This is a genomic window from Mucilaginibacter sp. P4_D1 (genome assembly GCF_056401935.1).
The window spans coordinates 19,260-35,512 of the sequence record NZ_JBFUIJ010000054.1; the positions used below are offsets into that span (position 1 = coordinate 19,260).

Consider the following 16,253-nt stretch of genomic DNA (forward strand, 5'->3'; position numbering starts at 1 on the left):
GAAAGGTAAAAGGCGAAAGGTAAAAGGAACTGTGGGTAAAAAAACAGGGGTAGAAAACTTTTTTATAGTTCTATATCTTTTACCAAATTGAGTAAGTATTGCGTTTTTTCGATAATCATTTCTTTCATTCGACCATCCGCAATGGCGCGCCAAGCATCTTTTTGATCCCAATTATTATAAGGGTGGTCTAAATCTCTAAACCAAGGCCACCATGCGCTATTTTTAGATAAGTTATATGGTAATGATCTAAGACTTGCTTTCAACTCTTCTGGCATAGGATTTTTTTCCAGATCCCATTGAGCAATCCCATAAATCATGTCCTTATCATATTTTTGAAACTGAAAACTAATTTTGGCGTATTTCCATTCTGGTTTTCTTATCCAAATACCGCTATATTGTTCTTTGAAATCAATATAGTATTTAATCTCCAGGTCTGAATTTTCGAATTCCTTTACCATAATTTGACCAAAATCATCCGCGGCTTTTTGACGCGCTCTATTTAGATTATCTCTTATAATTAGAACTGCTTCTATGTTCAACTTTAGCAAATCGCTTAATTCTTCCTGCATGTTTTTATTTAGTGTTTGATGCGTTAAATGTTTAACTAAATTGATATAATGAGTTATGGCTTCTCTGACAATAGGATATATTGCCACTTCTTTACGGCATACCTCTAGCCATTTTAAGATGTTATCTCTATATGAGTAACTTTTGAAATGTATACCCTCCAGCATAGTGCCCCTGCTTTCGTCTGACGGCGGGGTACCATATAGTGTCAGATAAATGATATCGGCATTTTTTGAATAATTAAAATATCTTGTTAATTGATACTTTTGGTCATTCGCATATATCTTGTTCTCAATAATGATGTGATTGTCGTTTTTATCCCGAATGATTATGTCTATCCGCCCACCCTCGGTTTTTTTCTCGTTTATAAGGCCAATATAATCTTCTACTTTAATCCTACATGAAAGTGTATCGATTGGATTATTCTTATAGCAGAAATCACTGATAAATAATTTCAGAAACGTATCCTTTTGACCATGGGAACCGTGTGGATTTAACAGTTCAGCAATAAAAGCAGAATGCATTCTAACTTCAGATGAATCGAGCTTTAGAATCCTAAAAACGTTAAAGTTTTCGCCCGTAAGCGCATTGATTTTCCGATAACGAGTATTAATCGCGTTTACCTGGTCGAGTAGATTTTTATATTGGTGTAGTTCCATTGATGATGATAAGGCTTGGTAATGTACTAACTAAGTTGTCTATATTTATACATATCCTGAACTTTATTTCAATCCCGCCTCATCGTAATACATTACCCGTTTATTCGTTACATTTGATAAATCGAATCAATTTAAAATACAGCCCGAATGGTGCATAATCAGCCACATAAAAAATACCTTTTGCCTTTCACCTTTCGCGTTTCGCCCATAATCCTGCTTTTTACCTTTCTCCTTTTACCTTTCTTCGCAAAAGCGGCCTCTATCCTCATCCCCATGGACGATGAGCAGAAAGATCATCTGAAATCATACGGCATTGCTTTCCTGGCTTTAAAAAATGGCGAGGAGGTTGACTGGTTGCTTAACTATCGCGGCGGCAGCTTTATGATGAAGTATAACCAGAAGATGGAGGAGGAGTGCAAAATACGAGGGGTAAGCTACCAGGTGTTGGCCGATGCTAAGGTGAATGAGATTATTACCGAAGTAAGCGACCCGTCGGTAAATATGGATGTGGTTAAGTTGGAGAAGGCGCCCAAAATGGCCGTTTACTCGCCGAAAAATAAACTGCCCTGGGACGATGCCGTTACCCTGGTTTTAAAGTATGCCGAGATCCCCTACGATGTAGTGTATGACGAAGAAGTTATAAAAGGCGAATTGCCAAAATACGATTGGCTGCACCTGCACCACGAGGATTTTACCGGCCAGTACAGCAAGTTTTACGGTGCTTTTAGGTTTGCGCAATGGTACAACGATGATGTAAAAGGGCAGGAGGCGCTGGCTCATAAGCTTGGGTTTAAAAAGGTATCGCAAATGAAGCTGGCAGTGGCCAAAAATATCCGCGATTTTTGCGCCGGCGGCGGCTTTTTGTTTGCCATGTGCTCGGGTACCGATACGTTTGATATTGCCCTGGCCTCATCCAATACTGATATTTGCGAGCGGATGTTTGATGGCGATGCTGCCGACCCGGACGCACAGTCAAAACTGGATTTTACGCAAACTTTCGCTTTCCAGAATTTTACGCTGGATATGAACCCCATGTCACACCAGTTTAGCAACGTTGATGTAACTACTACCCGGCAGGTGGAGCGCCAGCGTGATTTTTTTACGCTGTTTGATTTTTCGGCCAAATGGGATGTAGTGCCCAGCATGCTTACCCAGGATCATGACAAGGTGATAAAAGGCTTCATGGGCCTCACCACAGCCTATAATAAAAGTATGCTAAAACCCGGTGTAACCATCATGGGCGAAATGAAAACCGCTAATGAAGCCCGCTACATACACGGCGAATACGGCAAAGGCCAATGGACATTTTACGGCGGCCACGATCCCGAAGATTATCAACACGCCGTAGGCGACCCGCCGACAGATTTAAAACTTCACCCCAATTCGGCAGGGTATCGCTTGATTTTGAACAACGTATTATTCCCGGCGGCAAAGAAGAAGAAACAGAAAACTTGATTTTAGTATCAAGTAGTTAGTATCAAGTATCAAGACTTTTTGATGTACAGGTGATTTTGTCTGAACCGGAATTTACAGAATTAAAAAATTTACAGAATTTAAAAAAGCAATTCGGGACATTCTAAAAATTCGTTTAATTCGAGTTCAGACAAACGCGTAAGGGATAAAAGCGGATACCGGCCCGAGCCTAATGCCCTGTGTGCGTATGAGCCCGGCCCGCAGGGATACGCCCACAATTGATGTAGATATATAAAGGTACGAAGGCAGAAGCGCCACGCGGGTGTCTTAATTCTTGATTCTTGTCTCTTGATTCTTTTTTACAACTAATTATAAAACGTCCAGCTGACACCAAACTTCAGCAAATGGTCTTGCATAGGGTAGCGGTTTACGGTGTAAAAACCTCTGCTTTGCAGGCCCTGGTTGGCATAGTCATACATCAGGAACAGGTTGGTGCGTTGCAGGGTAGCCTTAAAGTAAACGGATGCTACGGGGTACGATGTAAAGGTAACATCGGGCCCGTTGTAAAACTGGCCAATGCCTACCGCATATGATGGCGCTACATACGGTGTATTATACCTTACGCTTACGCCAAAGTTTGATTTAAGTACGTTAAAAAGTGTTTTGCTGAAATACAGGTTACTATAGGTATAAACCTCGGGTGTGCGCAGGGTTGATTGATAATCTGTTTTCTGGTAAACTATGTAGTTATCAAAGTGCAGGCTGTGGTAGCTTAAATTTTTACCCACGCTTAATTTAAGCAGGTTGATATCATTACTCAGCTGGGCGGGGTGGGCGTCGATACCGCCATCCTGTGCGGTAAAATACATGTACCCGGCAATTAAAAAGTACTCGGCCTTGATATCCAGCTGCAAAGGGTTGTTGATATAGCTAAACGATGCACTGGTTGTTTTTTGGTTTTTGAAGCTATTATGGAAAATATAATGGTTACTTATCCAGTTGGTGTAAATGAGCGGAGGTGAGCTGTTTTGTGAATAGGCTTCTAAAATAATTTTGCCTGCTTTATCATTACCCGCAACGTTAAGCTTTGCGCCATAAAAATAATCGCCAAAATCGCGGCCCTGCACTATCTGCCTAAAGTCGCCTTCAAGACCAAGCCTGTCGCTAAAACGGTAGCTGAATTTGGCTTTCAGGGTAATATCCTGGAAGGTATTATTCTGCATTTTATTTTGGTGGATGTACTTGTATCCATACTGATTTAGCACGGTGTCGCTTACGTATTGCGCGTAATTATAAAGGTCATGTACCAGGCCCAGATCGAGCTTTACTTCGTTTTTTACAAACTTTACCGATTTACTGCGGAGATAGAAACTGTAAGAAAATTCGTTTTGAACATGGGTTACTACCAACGAGTCTCGCGACCGGTTATAGCTGTAATAATAATCGGGGAATACATTATAGGTATCGGGCTGGTTTGTTTGCAGGTAATTATAACTGCTGTTTTGAACAAGTAAGGTGTGTGCTACGCGCTGGGTAGGCAAAATTTTGGAGTTAGCCTTGCCTTTGTTCAAACTATCAATACGGCCCAGGTAATAAAACTGCTTTATGTACAGGCTTTTATCTGTCCACTGCTGGTAACTGTTTGCCAGCCGCACAGGGGCCGAGTTTTTAAAGAACAGGGAATTGCTTTTGCCCGTGAAAATTGTATCGTTAAGGATGGAGCCCGTTTCGGGTGCTTTTAAATTATTATAAATGATGTTGGCCAGCAAATTGTAACGCTTGCTTGGCGATTGGTACCAGGTAAAAAACGCGGCGTTTACATCGCTCACATTTTGCTGCAGCACGCTGCTGGTGCTATAAAAGCCTCGCGATCCGTTGAAATTGAGGTTGAAGCCTACATTCCAGTTAGGTTTTACATTTTGGGTGTGGATGATTTTGAAAACCTGCTCGGCCGAGCTGCCAAAGCCGTTAAACAAGGTGAGGTTGGAGTAAGCCACCCTGGCGTTATAATACTTAATATCCTGTGGTTTTAAGGCATATACATCAAGCGAGTGCAGGCCGGTGTTAAAACCTATGGTTTGGTCGGGCTCAAACAGCATGCTTCGTTGCGATACACCATTGTAACCCAGGCTGATGCGCGGATGGCGGGGATCGGTAAGCGGGCTGTAATTTTCAAAGTTATAAATGCCGGTATCCAGCGCGAAAGTTTGTGTGCTGTCGCTCAGGAAACGTTCCATCGTTACACGGATAAACTTGGAGCTGAAAACAACAGAGTCTTTTTTATTATCCTCTTTCTTGCGCAGGCTATCCAGCAGTTCGTCGTCGCTAACTTTCCGTTGGGTTTTTAATGTATCGCGAGTTGATAGTGGCTTTGCCCGGTTTACCTGGCCGTATTGTGCAAAAGCCGACTGTATGCCAAAGCACAACAGGAGCAATAAAATATATTTGAGCTTATGATGCATTAATTACACTAATTACCGGCTATCAGATTTTTGAGGATCAGGGTCAGTTTTGGCTCGGCTTCCTCGGCTACTCTTATAATTTCTTCTAATGATACCGGCTCCAGCACATCAGTAAAGCCTTCGTCTGTTAATACCGATATGGCAAATACGGGTATGCCCATATGGTTTGCTACAATAACTTCGGGTACGGTGCTCATGCCTACTGCGTCGCCGCCAATGATCCTTAAATAAGTGTACTCGGCCTTGGTTTCTAAATTAGGGCCGGTTACAGCAACATAAACTCCTTTATGGCAGGTAATATTGTTTGCCGCGGCAATACTTAAAGCTTTATCAATTAAAGTGCGCTGGTAGGGTTGGCTCATATCCGGGAAACGGGGGCCAAGCTCTTCATAATTTCTGCCAATGAGCGGGTTTTGCGGTTGCAGGTTAATATGATCGGCAATAACCATCAGGTCGCCTTTTTTAAAATCGGGATTAAGAGACCCACTGGCATTTGATACGTAAAGGGTTTTAATGCCCAGGTATTTCATCACCCTAACCGGGAAAGTGATTTGCTGCATGTTATAACCCTCGTAATAGTGCAGGCGCCCCTGCATAGCTACCACCTTTACACCGCCAAGTGTGCCAAATATCAACTTACCCGAATGGAACTCCAATGTCGAGATTGGGAAATCGGGGATGTTGGAGTACATCAATTGTTTTTCTACAACGATATCTTTAACAAGGCCACCCAGGCCTGTGCCTAAAATTATACCTACCTCGGGTTCAAAATCGCCTATGCGGTTTTTAATGTACCGGGCGGTGCTTTCAATATTGTCTAACATATTTGGTTACTAAATTATCAAACTGCTGTTTGCCGTTATTTAAAAAACTAATACCTATCGGCAGTACCAAAACAGGCAGTTTTTTAATGGCCGGCTGCAATTCCTGTTCCCCTAAACGCTGCGCATCCTTTTCTGTTGTGATGATTAACTTTTTTTGTGATGTACAGGCAAAAAAATCATCGGCAAGTTTACTGATATTTTTTAAGGTAAACTGGTGATGATCGGGATATTTATGGTGATTGATGATAGATGTATGGTTTTTTAAATGCGATAACAAAGGCGCGGGATTGGCAATACCCGTAAGCAAAAACACGGCGGTTTGCTCATCAATATTTTGATACACAGTAGCCCCGTTCATGTTTTGCAGGGCCAGGTAGTTTATGGAGGTAAAAAATAGCTGCTGGTTGGGCAATGGCTTAATGTGTTTTTTTATGATAGCCATTTCTGCATCTGCCAATGTTGCCGGGCATTTGCTGATGACAATAACATCGGCCCTTTCGCGGCCACTGAACGGCTCGCGCAGGTTGCCGGTTGGCAGTATCAACCGTGGTTGGTTAAGGCGGTTATAATCAAACAATAAAATGCTAAAGCCCGGTTTAAGTGCCCGGTGCTGGTAGGCATCATCTAAAATTACCAGGCTGTATTTATCTTTTAACTGCTGTATACCCGCTACCCGTTTTTCGCAAACGGCAACGGTAACCTTCGGGAATTTATGTTTAAACTGGGCAGGCTCATCGCCTATAACCGATGCCTGTGGCTTATCGCCCGCCAGCAAAAAGCCCCTGGTTTTGCGGCCGTACCCGCGGCTAAGTATGGTCGGTTTTTCATCCTGAAATAACCGGATCAGGTACTCGGTCATGGGGCTTTTTCCGGCGCCGCCTACATCAAGGTTACCTACCACAATAACCGGGCGGTTAAAACCGGTACTTTTAAACACCCCGGCATCATAACACCAATTACGAATGGTAACAACCAGGCCGTAAATGAGCGAAAATGGGAATAGAAGCCAGCGGAGGAGTTTCATATGGGGTAAATAGTATTAGGCCACATTTGTTTAGGAGTAATGAAATTTTTCGAAGCTCTAAAGGGGAAATGGGGGGTGTAGCCTCGCCGGGTGAGTCTTCGCCTGCGTACAAAGCCGGTGTTTATATACTTCAAGAAGTCAAGTGTGCGATAACGTGGAATCGATGGTTTATTCATTTATCCTTTTAAAGAAGAAACAAATCTAAAAATTTAAAGGCTATTTGTTGCAGCGATGAGATAGGATGTTGGGCAAAACAGCTTACAGGAAATTTAATTGCCGTTGTTTATCAATCAAAAACATTGCCTGCTCTTTTTTAACCGATGGGAATTCGTCTAAAAAAGTCTCAAGAGAAATTCCGGCTTTTAAATGGTCAAAAAGCGACTCGACCGGCACACGCGTACCGGCAAATACCAGTGTTCCGCTTAAAACATCCTGATCTATATTGACAACCTGTTGAATATCCATATCATAAAGATACGATTATTGATTTTACTGAGTATTTTGCATCTGATAAACAATTCACTCATGAAACTCAAACTCTTCACCCTCTTTTTACTCCTTACAACAGCCACCTTCGCCCAAACTGATAAAAAACTAACCGCGCAATTGCAGGATGCCGTTAAGGGTTTTCATGGCCAGGCAGGCATTTATGTACAAAACCTTAAAACGGGTAAAACCGTTGCCATTAATGCCGATACGCTGTTCCCTACAGCCAGCATGATTAAGGTGAGCATTCAGTGCGGGTTGATGGACAAGATAGAAAAGGCCGAACTGCATTACAACCAAAAGCTGGTTTACCGCGACTCGCTTTTATATGCCGGAGAAGATCTTTTAGGCTCGTTTAAAGATAAGGACACCGTACAGTTGAGTAAAGTGGCTATGCTGATGATTACCATGAGTGATAATACCGCGAGCCTGTGGCTGCAAAAACTGGTTGGCGGCGATTATATTAACAACTGGCTGCAACAAAACGGTTTTAAGGTGATGCGGGTAAACTCGCGTGTGGCCGGCCGCGAGGCTATCCGTAAAATTTATGGATGGGGCGTTAGCACACCCTATGAAATGTGCCGCCTTTTTACCATGATCAGAAAAGGCGAAGCCGTAAGCCCCGCCGCCAGCGAAAGAATGTACCGCAACATGGGCCGTATTTACTGGGACGAGCACGCCCTGTCGCAAATTCCGCCATATGTGCATACCATATCCAAGCAGGGCGCGGTTGATGAGTCGCGGTCAGAAACTGTGCTGGTAAACGCGCCCCATGGCGATTATGTATTCTCCATTATCACCAACCATAATACCGATCAAAGCTGGGGAACAAGTAACGAAGCCGGCCTGCTCATCAAAAAAATATCGGCTCTCCTATGGCGTTATTTCGAACCCGCCAGCAACTGGAAACCAGCGGATGGTGTAGATAAATTTATGCTGAATGAATAGGTTGCTGCGCTTGTCATTGGGTCATTGGTCATTAGTCATTGGTCATTGGTCATTGGTCATTGGTCATTGGTCATTGGTCATTGGTCATTGGTCATTGGTCATTGGTCATTGGTCATTGGTCATTGGAAAAGGCAACGCCTTTTCCAATCCATCGTCTGGTGATTTTTTACCGTCTTGTTTTTTAATCGCAAAGCCCAATGACCAATGACAGCGTAGCGAATGACTAATGACAAGCGCAGCGAATGACCAATTACAAGCGCAGCGACAATGACTAATGACAGCGTAGCTATATGAACCAATAATAATTAAGTAAAATTTCTGTTTGCTTTGCAGTTAAATGGATGCCGTTTGTTATAATTGGCAATTATATCAATGTGTTAAAAATACACATGCCAGTTACAACCAGTTAAATGAAAAAAACACTTACTTTATTTTTATTGCTTATACTTTGTATTACAGTAAAAGCACAAACTATTGCCAATTTATCGGGTACCATAACCGACGAAAAAAGCCAGGGCATTGCCGGTGCTACGGTTTACCTGCTGAATACCAATTACCGTACTGTTGCCGATAAGGACGGGAAATTCTCATTAAAAGATATTGCATCCGGGAGTTATATTTTGCACATCAGCGCCGTTGGTTATGCTGCAAAAAGCCAATCGATTGTTTTAAGCGGCACTATGCGCCCCATCAGTTTTCAATTGAAAGATGCCAGTAACCAACTGGATGAAGTTACGGTAACGGCTCAAAAATACGAGGAGGATGCCCAAAAAGTGCCTTTCAGTGTTACAACCTTATCGGCCAGGCAAATAAAAGATTACCGGCTTTGGGATTTGAAAGATTTGACAGCTATTGCCCCCAACTTAAACTCGGCCAGCTCGGGCGATGGCCGTACGGTTAGCGGTATCAGGGGTATAGTTACCACCTCATATGACCCAGCTGTGGCTACCTATGTTGATGGCGTAAACCAATACGGCCTGGATACTTACATTCCACAGCTGCTTGATGTAGATAGGATAGAGGTGCTGCGTGGCCCGCAGGGCACGCTATACGGCCGCAATGCTACCGGCGGCGTTATTAATATTATTACCAAACAACCATCAAACACGGTAAGCGGTTTTGCCGGGCTGGATTTTGGAAACTACGGCCAGCAGCGTTTTACCCTGGGTATAAAAGCACCGTTGATAAAAGATAAATTGTTTTTAGGTGTAGCCGGTGTTTACTCGGGCTTTAATGGTTTTTATACCAATACGTTTGATAACAGCCATTTTGATAAGCAGCACTTTTTTTTAGGTAATTACTACCTTAAATTCCTGGCCACATCCAAACTGGCTTTTACGCTAAATGCTAAAAATTACAACAACCGTAATAACGGTGCGTTCACCTTGGCCGGTTCGCCGGATGACGCTTTGAGCAAACCTTACCAGGTAGATCAAAACGCCACCACCAAAATGATTGATAATACCTTCAATACCTCGCTGGCCATCAATTATTCGGGCAGCGATTTTAACTTTACCTCGCAGTCATCATACCAGGTAAATAACCGTTATTATACCAAACCTATTGACGGTGATTTTTCGCCTATCGACGCAGTATCGGTAGTAAACAATTATGGCGGCGACTGGAATAAAGTACGTACAGGCATCCAGGAGTTTAGGTTTACTTCGCCTGCATCGTCAACCTCTAAACTAAAATGGACCGCCGGTGCTTATGGCTTTTATCATTACGCCCCAAACAAGCAGGGAACCTATTTTGGCGCCGATGCTGCCGCTGTTGGCTCGCCAATAACCAATTTTACCAGCATCAATACCAATATCGACAGAAATTTTGGCGTGGCCGTTTATGGCCAGGTAACCTACGTGGTCAGTCCGCAATTTGATATTACCGCCGGTTTGCGTTATGATCATGAACATAAAAAAGAAAGTGTGAAAGGCGAGTTTCAGCCCGATGGCGGCGACGCTATGGTTACCCGGTCGGATACCTCTTCATCGGCAAATTTTAAAGCCTTTTCGCCAAAACTTAACCTGGCTTATCATTTAACGGCTACCAATAATTTATATGCTACATACAGCCGTGGTTTCAGGGCTGGCGGTATTACCGAGTTAGGTTCAGACCCATCGTCGCCCCCGTTGTACACTTTTAAACCAGAATATAGCAACAACTTCGAGGTTGGATCGAAAAATAGCTTTTTGGGCAACAAACTGCGCGCAAACGTAGCCCTGTTTTATACACGGGTAACAGATGCGCAGGTACCAACTTTGGTATTACCGGATGCTATCACCATAACCAAAAATGCCGGTAAACTAAGCAGTAAAGGTGTTGAAGTTGAGTTAAGCGCCACACCGGTTAAAGGCCTGGAAATTGAAAATAACTTTGGCTACACCGATGCTCATTACACCGACCTGGCTGTAGGTAACAATGGCGTTATTGTTGATTTAAAAGGCAACAAACAAATTTACACGCCTAAGTTTACCAACATGCTGGCACTGCAATATGGCTATGCACTTGGCGGCCGGCAAAAAACAAGGTTGGTGGCCCGTGGCGAGTGGCGCTACCTTGGCGACCAGTATTTTGACCTGGCCAACACCATCGAACAAAAAGGCTACAGTAAATTCAACGCCAGGATCGGCATCGATACCAAAAACTATAGTCTGTTTTTATGGGAAAGCAACATAGGCAACAAAAAAGCTATTGATTACGCATACGATTTTGGCGCTACCCACTTAGGTAACCCAAGGGTTTACGGTGTATCGGTAGCCGCTAATTTTTAGTGTATACCTCGCCTTTATAAGGATGAATGGTTGAGTAAAATACATAACCTGCTACATGCATCAGGTAGTAGGTCATGATATCGCACCAGCAAATTTCATCATGAAACATCGGGACCGCCGGGAACTTACCTTCCTGGCGGCTTTCGTTTTTATTGTAATCGTACTCGCCGCCGTGTTGCGTTATCCAGTCTTTAAACAAGTCCATTTCTGCGGGATCTGAAAAAACTATTTTAAAAAAGGTTTCCTCTTTAACCGACTTAAGATCGTCGTTAATATAATGGTGGAATTTATGCCGGTGGCGGATTATTTTAGCGGTTATCATATTATATATGCTTGTGGTGCAGTAGGGTAACACTAAATGGCGGCTAACGTTTTAATTATTAATTTATGGTAGTTAAATAAATGTTAGCTATGTATCTTTAGCCCGTAATAACATTGTATTTTTTACCTATGAAAAAACTTATCGCAATTACAATAGCATTTGTGTTATCTGTAACTATTACCATTAAGGCTGGGGCGCAGGCAAATACCACTTCCAAATCACTGAAAGTATGGTTGCTGGCCGGTGTAAACTTAAAAAATAGCGCTGACGACAAGAGCCAAACCATCGCGACCATTCCTTATGGAACTATTGTAAAGCCTGTTAAATCCGAGGGAGAAGTTAAAGCCTTAACGGTTGATTTTAACACCGCAGCTTTAAAAGAACCGTACCGGCTGAGCGGTAAGTGGATAAAGGTAGAATTTAAGGGTAAACCAGGGTACCTGTTTGATGGCTATCTGTCTGTCATGCCTGCGTTGGAAATGGATGATTATGGTTTTGTAGAAACGGAAGATGCTTACCTTAAGCGTAATTACGGGGTTTTAAAAATTGCGAAAAGGATACCCAAAAAAGGAGCCAAAGAAACAAGCATTTATTACAAAAATGGGGCCGTAACCACCGAGACCTATTTTGACGGCTGTGCCGACCATAAACTGCTTTTAAAGAACATTAGCCTGGATGAAGCTATGCTTTTTGAAAAAGTATTGCATAAAAATGCAGATGCCGCGCAAAATATTAAAGTTGAAAAACAACAAGCCGGAGGTGTAAAAATATCATCATATGATTGTGACTGATATTGTTTAAATTCGATTTTATTTAAACCTGTCTAACGATATTTCCTGCTCATGAAAAAATCAGCCGCTCTAACCCTGTTTTTAACTATTGGCTTGCTGCAATTTGCCGCGGCTCAGGTTGTAACCAAATATGGCGACAATGTGAGTACCCTTGATGGTATTATGAAAGCCTATTACGATGTGGTGACTGTAAAAAAAGGGGAGAAGGTAAGCTATGAGCGCGATAGCCTGCTGCATATTGCGGATGCGCATGTAGGTTCGGCAGGATTGAATAAGGAAGGCAAGATAAAGTTTCATTACATGACGCTGAAAGAATATCATCGCCTGTCCGACGCGTCATTATCCCGCGATGGTTTTGACGAAAGGGAGATCTCAAGGAAAGTGGAAAAGTTTGGCAGYATTTACCATGTTTTCAGCACCTATGAATCGCGCAATGTTGCCGGTGGGCCAATTATCGAACGCGGAATCAACAGTATCGAATTATTTAACGATGGTACCCGTTTCTGGATCCTGGCCTGGTTTTTTGACGGCGAACGGAAGGACAACCCGATACCGAAGGAGTATTTGGAGAAGTTGTGAGTTGTGAGTTGTGAGTTGTGAGTTGTGAGTTGTGAATAAAAATTGCCCTCAAGTTAATCAAAATCCTGAAAATCTGATTTATCCGGGTTCAGAAAAAAAACCGTTAATTCTACCAGATCCTGAAAACCCTGTTAACTCTTCATCTTCTTCAGCAACGCCTCTACCACTTTGGGGAAATGTAGGTGCTCCAGTTGCTGGCCTTTGAATTTGATCATTTCGATGTTATCGCCCGGTTCAATTTTGAACTTCGATTGGTGGATAACCTCGCCTTCATCAAAATGCTCGTTTACAAAATGGATAGTGATGCCGCTTTCTTCTTCTTTGTTATCCAAGATTGCTTTGTGCACATGATCGCCGTACATGCCTTTGCCGCCATATTTAGGTAGCAGGGAGGGGTGCAGGTTGATGATTTTATTGGGGAAGGCTTTTAATAATGAGCCGGGGATAAGCCACAGAAAACCTGCCAGTACAATCAAATCAACCTGCAGGTTTTTGAGCAGGCGGATTACATCATCAGTTTCAAAAAATTCGTGGCGGGTAAAAATGTGCGATGGCACTTCAAAATTGTCGGCACGCTGTAATACGAAGGCTTGCGGGTTGTTGGTGAGTATCAGTACAACTTCGGCCTCGGCATTGCGTTTAAAATGCTCCATTAACTTTTGGGCGTTTGAGCCCGAACCTGAAGCAAAAATGGCAATTCGTTTCTTCATTAAAGTTTTTCAAAGGTGTTGAAGTTACCGCGAACAACAGTTAAACATATCCGTGGTAGTTTTATAAACCGTTCAATAATATCCAAATATAATTTTTTACGTGGTTTAATTGGTATTTGTTGTAGCTTTTTGCCTTATAAATCCATAACGTTTAACGGTGCGGGCTTTGGTAGCAGAATAATTTGGCTCAACATCGCCGGTTTGTAACACCAGGGAATAAGTGCCAAGGGTTTCAATCTGCGTGTAATTAAATGGCTTTTCGGTACTCGTGCTGCCGCCTGCTACAGTATCTTTAGCTACGATATCTGATGAAAAGTATAACTTGTTTTCGGTCAAATTCCAGGTGCCGGTTGATGTTTGCTCAATACAATCAAAATTGGTGTAGCTGCAGGTGTTATCGCTTTTGAAGGTAAAGTACTGACTTTTATCGCAATCGGTATTCAATGTATCCGGATTGCCTATCTGTGTATTCCCCGTATAATAGTAAACCTGTACCGATGCCAGTTCCCAAACACCGCTGGTTAGCAGGGCCGGAATATTGCTGTTTTTATCTTTTTTGCAGGAGTTTGCCAGTGCGCCGGCAACAACTAAAGCAATTATAAAAAGTAATGGAAATTTATTTTTCATGAAATAGTGTACGCGCAAAAATATGAAATCCTGCAGTTATTAATCTACCGGCAGGGGTTATATTTAACTAACTGTTTTAAACGTTTTTTATTTTAATGGCGCTATCAACATCTTCGAGCAGGGGCAAGGGTTTTTACTTTTGAATTTTTACTTTTAACTTTTGAATTTAAAACCATGCGCATCCCACTCCCTCTGCTCGAAGCCGAATTTAAACGCGTTTTATTAAAGCTTAATTTTACTGGAGACAAAGCCGACCAATGTGCGGGTATTTTTGCAGAAAACAGCAGGGATGGGATATATACCCATGGGTTAAACCGTTTTCCTGTTTTTGTGCAGCACGTAAAAGATGGGCTGGTTAAACCGAGCAACTCACCCACCCGGGAAAACGGTTTTGGCGCCATGGAGCAATGGAACGGCAATTTGGGCCCGGGTATGCTGAATGCCAGGTTTGGCATGGATAAGGCCATGACGCTGGCAAATGATAATGGAATAGGTTGCGTGGCGCTAAAAAACACCAACCACTGGATGCGGGGTGGTACTTACGGCTGGCAGGCAGCAGACGCCGGTTTTATAGGTATATGCTTTACCAATACCATTGCCAACCTACCGCCCTGGGGCGGGCTCGATCCGCGCTTGGGTAATAACCCGCTGGTAATAGCTGTGCCGCGCAAAGAAGGCCATGTGGTGTTGGATATGGCCATATCGCAATATTCGTTGGGGAAACTGAAGCAATATGAAAATAACAACGAGGCTTTGCCTTTGCCTGGCGGATATGATAGCAAGGGTAATTTAAGTACCAGCCCCGCGGCTATCCTGGAGTCGAAAAGATTACTCCCAATTGGGTTTTGGAAAGGATCGGGGCTTGCTTTAGTGCTCGATCTTTTGGCTACGGTTTTAACTGGCGGTAACTCCACAGCAAGAATAACCCAAAGCGGGGCCGACTCCGGCATATCGCAGGTATTTATATGTATAAAACCGGTAAACGACCAACAAACAGCCACATTAATTGAAGAGATTATCGCTTACACCAAAACCAGTACCCCCGAGCAGGAGGGCGGTACTATAAGCTATCCCGGCGAAAATACCATGAAAACCCGCGAACGAAACCTATCCGAAGGAGTTTTGGTTGATGAACGGATTTGGGAGGTGGTGAAGGGCTTGTAAAGCCGCTATTCTGTTTTTGAATTTTGAATTTTTACTTTTGAATTAACCTATCATCATTCCTTCAAACTTTTCCCAAAAGCCGTCGCGCGGAACAGGAGCTATAATTTCGACAGGCTCGTTTTTTACCGGGTGAATAAAGGTAAGCTTGCGGGCATGTAAACAGATGCTTTTACGCAGGCTGCCGCGCGGATAACCATACTTATTATCGCCAACAATAGGCGAGCCCAGTGTTGATAACTGGACGCGGATTTGGTGAGGTCTGCCGGTTATAGGGTCAACTTCTATCAGGTAGTATCCGTTAAGCTCGGCAACCAGTTTGTAGCTTAGTTCAGATCGTAAACTGCCCAGTACCTCTTTGTCGTGTGCCTTGGTTACGTTTTTTTGCGGATTTTTTACCAGCCAATGCACCAATGTGCCCGATTCGGGATACGGTTTTTTGCGCACCACGGCATAGTAGGTTTTATGCATTTCGCGGCCCTTAAACATTTTATTGATCCGCTCAAGCGCTTTACTGGTTTTGGCAAACAATATAACGCCGCTCACGGGCCTGTCTAACCGATGCACCACGCCTAAAAAAGCGCCATTGGGCTTGTTGTATTTTTGGGCTATGTACTTTTTAACTTTATCGTCCAATGATTCGTCGCCGGTATCGTCAACCTGTACAATATCCCCGGCACGTTTGTTCACCGCAATAAGGTGGTTATCCTCATAAAGGATATCCTTATCAGTAACATCAAAACTGGTATAATTAAACTCGGGGCGGGCCATTTTTATTTCGGATTGGGGATGTTCGATTTCGGATTTGCTGATTTAATAGCGGAGATAGTTCTTCCTTCTCATTTTCAAATTTTCAAATCATTTGCATATCTGCACATCTGAAATCTGCACATCTACTTAATATTGTTC

15 protein-coding genes are annotated in these 16,253 nt (G+C 43.0%); 6 read left to right on the plus strand and 9 right to left on the minus strand.

Annotated elements, in window-relative coordinates; all coding sequences use genetic code 11:
• Positions 1–62: 62 nt before the first annotated feature.
• Positions 63–1,226, minus strand: coding sequence for a PDDEXK-like family protein (locus tag AC1DV1_RS27695; RefSeq protein ID WP_477366707.1), 1,164 nt, complete (start codon positions 1,224–1,226; stop codon positions 63–65).
• Positions 1,227–1,499: 273 nt separating this feature from the next.
• On the opposite strand from AC1DV1_RS27695, the gene AC1DV1_RS27700 reads away from it, so the two are divergent.
• The gene (locus tag AC1DV1_RS27700; protein ID WP_477366744.1) at positions 1,500–2,681 is read left to right on the plus strand and encodes an asparagine synthetase B; all 1,182 of its coding nucleotides are present in this window, start codon (positions 1,500–1,502) and stop codon (positions 2,679–2,681) included.
• Between the two features lie 323 nt (positions 2,682–3,004).
• Here AC1DV1_RS27700 and AC1DV1_RS27705 read toward each other — a convergent pair whose 3' ends face one another.
• From AC1DV1_RS27705 to AC1DV1_RS27720, 4 genes are all read right to left on the minus strand, one after another.
• A complete protein-coding gene (locus AC1DV1_RS27705; RefSeq protein ID WP_477366710.1) occupies positions 3,005–5,101 on the minus strand; it encodes a putative porin in 2,097 nt (698 codons plus the stop codon).
• A gap of 8 nt (positions 5,102–5,109) precedes the next feature.
• Positions 5,110–5,925 carry a purine-nucleoside phosphorylase gene (locus tag AC1DV1_RS27710; RefSeq protein WP_147052612.1) on the minus strand — a complete coding sequence of 272 codons (816 nt, stop codon included), beginning with the start codon at positions 5,923–5,925 and terminating at the stop codon, positions 5,110–5,112.
• Entirely contained in the window at positions 5,909–6,949 is a 1,041-nt protein-coding gene (gene lpxK / locus AC1DV1_RS27715; RefSeq protein WP_477366713.1) for a tetraacyldisaccharide 4'-kinase, read from the minus strand. The genes AC1DV1_RS27710 and lpxK overlap by 17 nt, the downstream gene beginning before the upstream one ends.
• Before the next feature lie 258 nt (positions 6,950–7,207).
• Positions 7,208–7,414 (minus strand): DUF433 domain-containing protein, encoded by a 207-nt coding sequence (locus AC1DV1_RS27720; RefSeq protein WP_477366716.1) that lies wholly within the window; start codon positions 7,412–7,414, stop codon positions 7,208–7,210.
• A gap of 60 nt (positions 7,415–7,474) precedes the next feature.
• On the opposite strand from AC1DV1_RS27720, the gene AC1DV1_RS27725 reads away from it, so the two are divergent.
• Together AC1DV1_RS27725 and AC1DV1_RS27730 are read left to right on the plus strand one after the other, a co-directional pair.
• A complete protein-coding gene (locus AC1DV1_RS27725) occupies positions 7,475–8,383 on the plus strand; it encodes a serine hydrolase (RefSeq protein WP_477366719.1) in 909 nt (302 codons plus the stop codon).
• Between the two features lie 410 nt (positions 8,384–8,793).
• Entirely contained in the window at positions 8,794–11,154 is a 2,361-nt protein-coding gene (locus AC1DV1_RS27730; protein WP_477366722.1) for a TonB-dependent receptor, read from the plus strand.
• Here the strand turns inward: AC1DV1_RS27730 and AC1DV1_RS27735 are convergent.
• Positions 11,144–11,476, minus strand: a complete 333-nt coding sequence (locus AC1DV1_RS27735; RefSeq protein WP_477366725.1) for a hypothetical protein — start codon at positions 11,474–11,476, stop codon at positions 11,144–11,146. The two genes, AC1DV1_RS27730 and AC1DV1_RS27735, sit on opposite strands and share 11 nt — an antisense overlap.
• A 128-nt stretch (positions 11,477–11,604) precedes the next feature.
• Here AC1DV1_RS27735 and AC1DV1_RS27740 point away from each other — a divergent pair, with 128 nt between their 5' ends.
• Together AC1DV1_RS27740 and AC1DV1_RS27745 are read left to right on the plus strand one after the other, a co-directional pair.
• Positions 11,605–12,267 carry an SH3 domain-containing protein gene (locus tag AC1DV1_RS27740; protein ID WP_477366728.1) on the plus strand — a complete coding sequence of 221 codons (663 nt, stop codon included), beginning with the start codon at positions 11,605–11,607 and terminating at the stop codon, positions 12,265–12,267.
• A 51-nt stretch (positions 12,268–12,318) separates the two neighbouring features.
• On the plus strand, positions 12,319–12,846 hold the full coding sequence (locus AC1DV1_RS27745) for a hypothetical protein (protein ID WP_477366731.1): 528 nt from the start codon (positions 12,319–12,321) through the stop codon (positions 12,844–12,846).
• 131 nt (positions 12,847–12,977) lie between these two features.
• Here the strand turns inward: AC1DV1_RS27745 and purN are convergent, their stop codons facing one another.
• Together purN and AC1DV1_RS27755 are read right to left on the minus strand one after the other, a co-directional pair.
• On the minus strand, positions 12,978–13,556 hold the full coding sequence (gene purN / locus AC1DV1_RS27750) for a phosphoribosylglycinamide formyltransferase (protein WP_147052601.1): 579 nt from the start codon (positions 13,554–13,556) through the stop codon (positions 12,978–12,980).
• A 105-nt stretch (positions 13,557–13,661) separates the two neighbouring features.
• Positions 13,662–14,183: a lipocalin family protein gene (locus AC1DV1_RS27755; protein ID WP_477366735.1), complete on the minus strand. Its 522-nt coding sequence runs from the start codon at positions 14,181–14,183 to the stop codon at positions 13,662–13,664.
• 174 nt (positions 14,184–14,357) lie between these two features.
• On the opposite strand from AC1DV1_RS27755, the gene yiaK reads away from it, so the two are divergent.
• A complete protein-coding gene (gene yiaK, locus AC1DV1_RS27760) occupies positions 14,358–15,347 on the plus strand; it encodes a 3-dehydro-L-gulonate 2-dehydrogenase (protein ID WP_477366738.1) in 990 nt (329 codons plus the stop codon).
• Between the two features lie 42 nt (positions 15,348–15,389).
• On the opposite strand, the gene AC1DV1_RS27765 is transcribed toward yiaK, so the two are convergent.
• Positions 15,390–16,115 carry an RluA family pseudouridine synthase gene (locus AC1DV1_RS27765; protein ID WP_477366741.1) on the minus strand — a complete coding sequence of 242 codons (726 nt, stop codon included), beginning with the start codon at positions 16,113–16,115 and terminating at the stop codon, positions 15,390–15,392.
• Positions 16,116–16,253 lie beyond the last annotated feature (138 nt).

Bases quoted from the DNA above. Each gene is read 5' to 3' on its own strand.
- AC1DV1_RS27695 (WP_477366707.1), bottom strand. From the start codon at position 1,226: ATGGAACTACACCAATATAAAAATCTACTCGACCAGGTAAACGCGATT.
- AC1DV1_RS27700 (WP_477366744.1), top strand. From the start codon at position 1,500: ATGGACGATGAGCAGAAAGATCATCTGAAATCATACGGCATTGCTTTC.
- AC1DV1_RS27705 (WP_477366710.1), bottom strand. From the start codon at position 5,101: ATGCATCATAAGCTCAAATATATTTTATTGCTCCTGTTGTGCTTTGGC.
- AC1DV1_RS27710 (WP_147052612.1), bottom strand. From the start codon at position 5,925: ATGTTAGACAATATTGAAAGCACCGCCCGGTACATTAAAAACCGCATA.
- lpxK (WP_477366713.1), bottom strand. From the start codon at position 6,949: ATGAAACTCCTCCGCTGGCTTCTATTCCCATTTTCGCTCATTTACGGC.
- AC1DV1_RS27720 (WP_477366716.1), bottom strand. From the start codon at position 7,414: ATGGATATTCAACAGGTTGTCAATATAGATCAGGATGTTTTAAGCGGA.
- AC1DV1_RS27725 (WP_477366719.1), top strand. From the start codon at position 7,475: ATGAAACTCAAACTCTTCACCCTCTTTTTACTCCTTACAACAGCCACC.
- AC1DV1_RS27730 (WP_477366722.1), top strand. From the start codon at position 8,794: ATGAAAAAAACACTTACTTTATTTTTATTGCTTATACTTTGTATTACA.
- AC1DV1_RS27735 (WP_477366725.1), bottom strand. From the start codon at position 11,476: ATGATAACCGCTAAAATAATCCGCCACCGGCATAAATTCCACCATTAT.
- AC1DV1_RS27740 (WP_477366728.1), top strand. From the start codon at position 11,605: ATGAAAAAACTTATCGCAATTACAATAGCATTTGTGTTATCTGTAACT.
- purN (WP_147052601.1), bottom strand. From the start codon at position 13,556: ATGAAGAAACGAATTGCCATTTTTGCTTCAGGTTCGGGCTCAAACGCC.
- AC1DV1_RS27755 (WP_477366735.1), bottom strand. From the start codon at position 14,183: ATGAAAAATAAATTTCCATTACTTTTTATAATTGCTTTAGTTGTTGCC.
- yiaK (WP_477366738.1), top strand. From the start codon at position 14,358: ATGCGCATCCCACTCCCTCTGCTCGAAGCCGAATTTAAACGCGTTTTA.
- AC1DV1_RS27765 (WP_477366741.1), bottom strand. From the start codon at position 16,115: ATGGCCCGCCCCGAGTTTAATTATACCAGTTTTGATGTTACTGATAAG.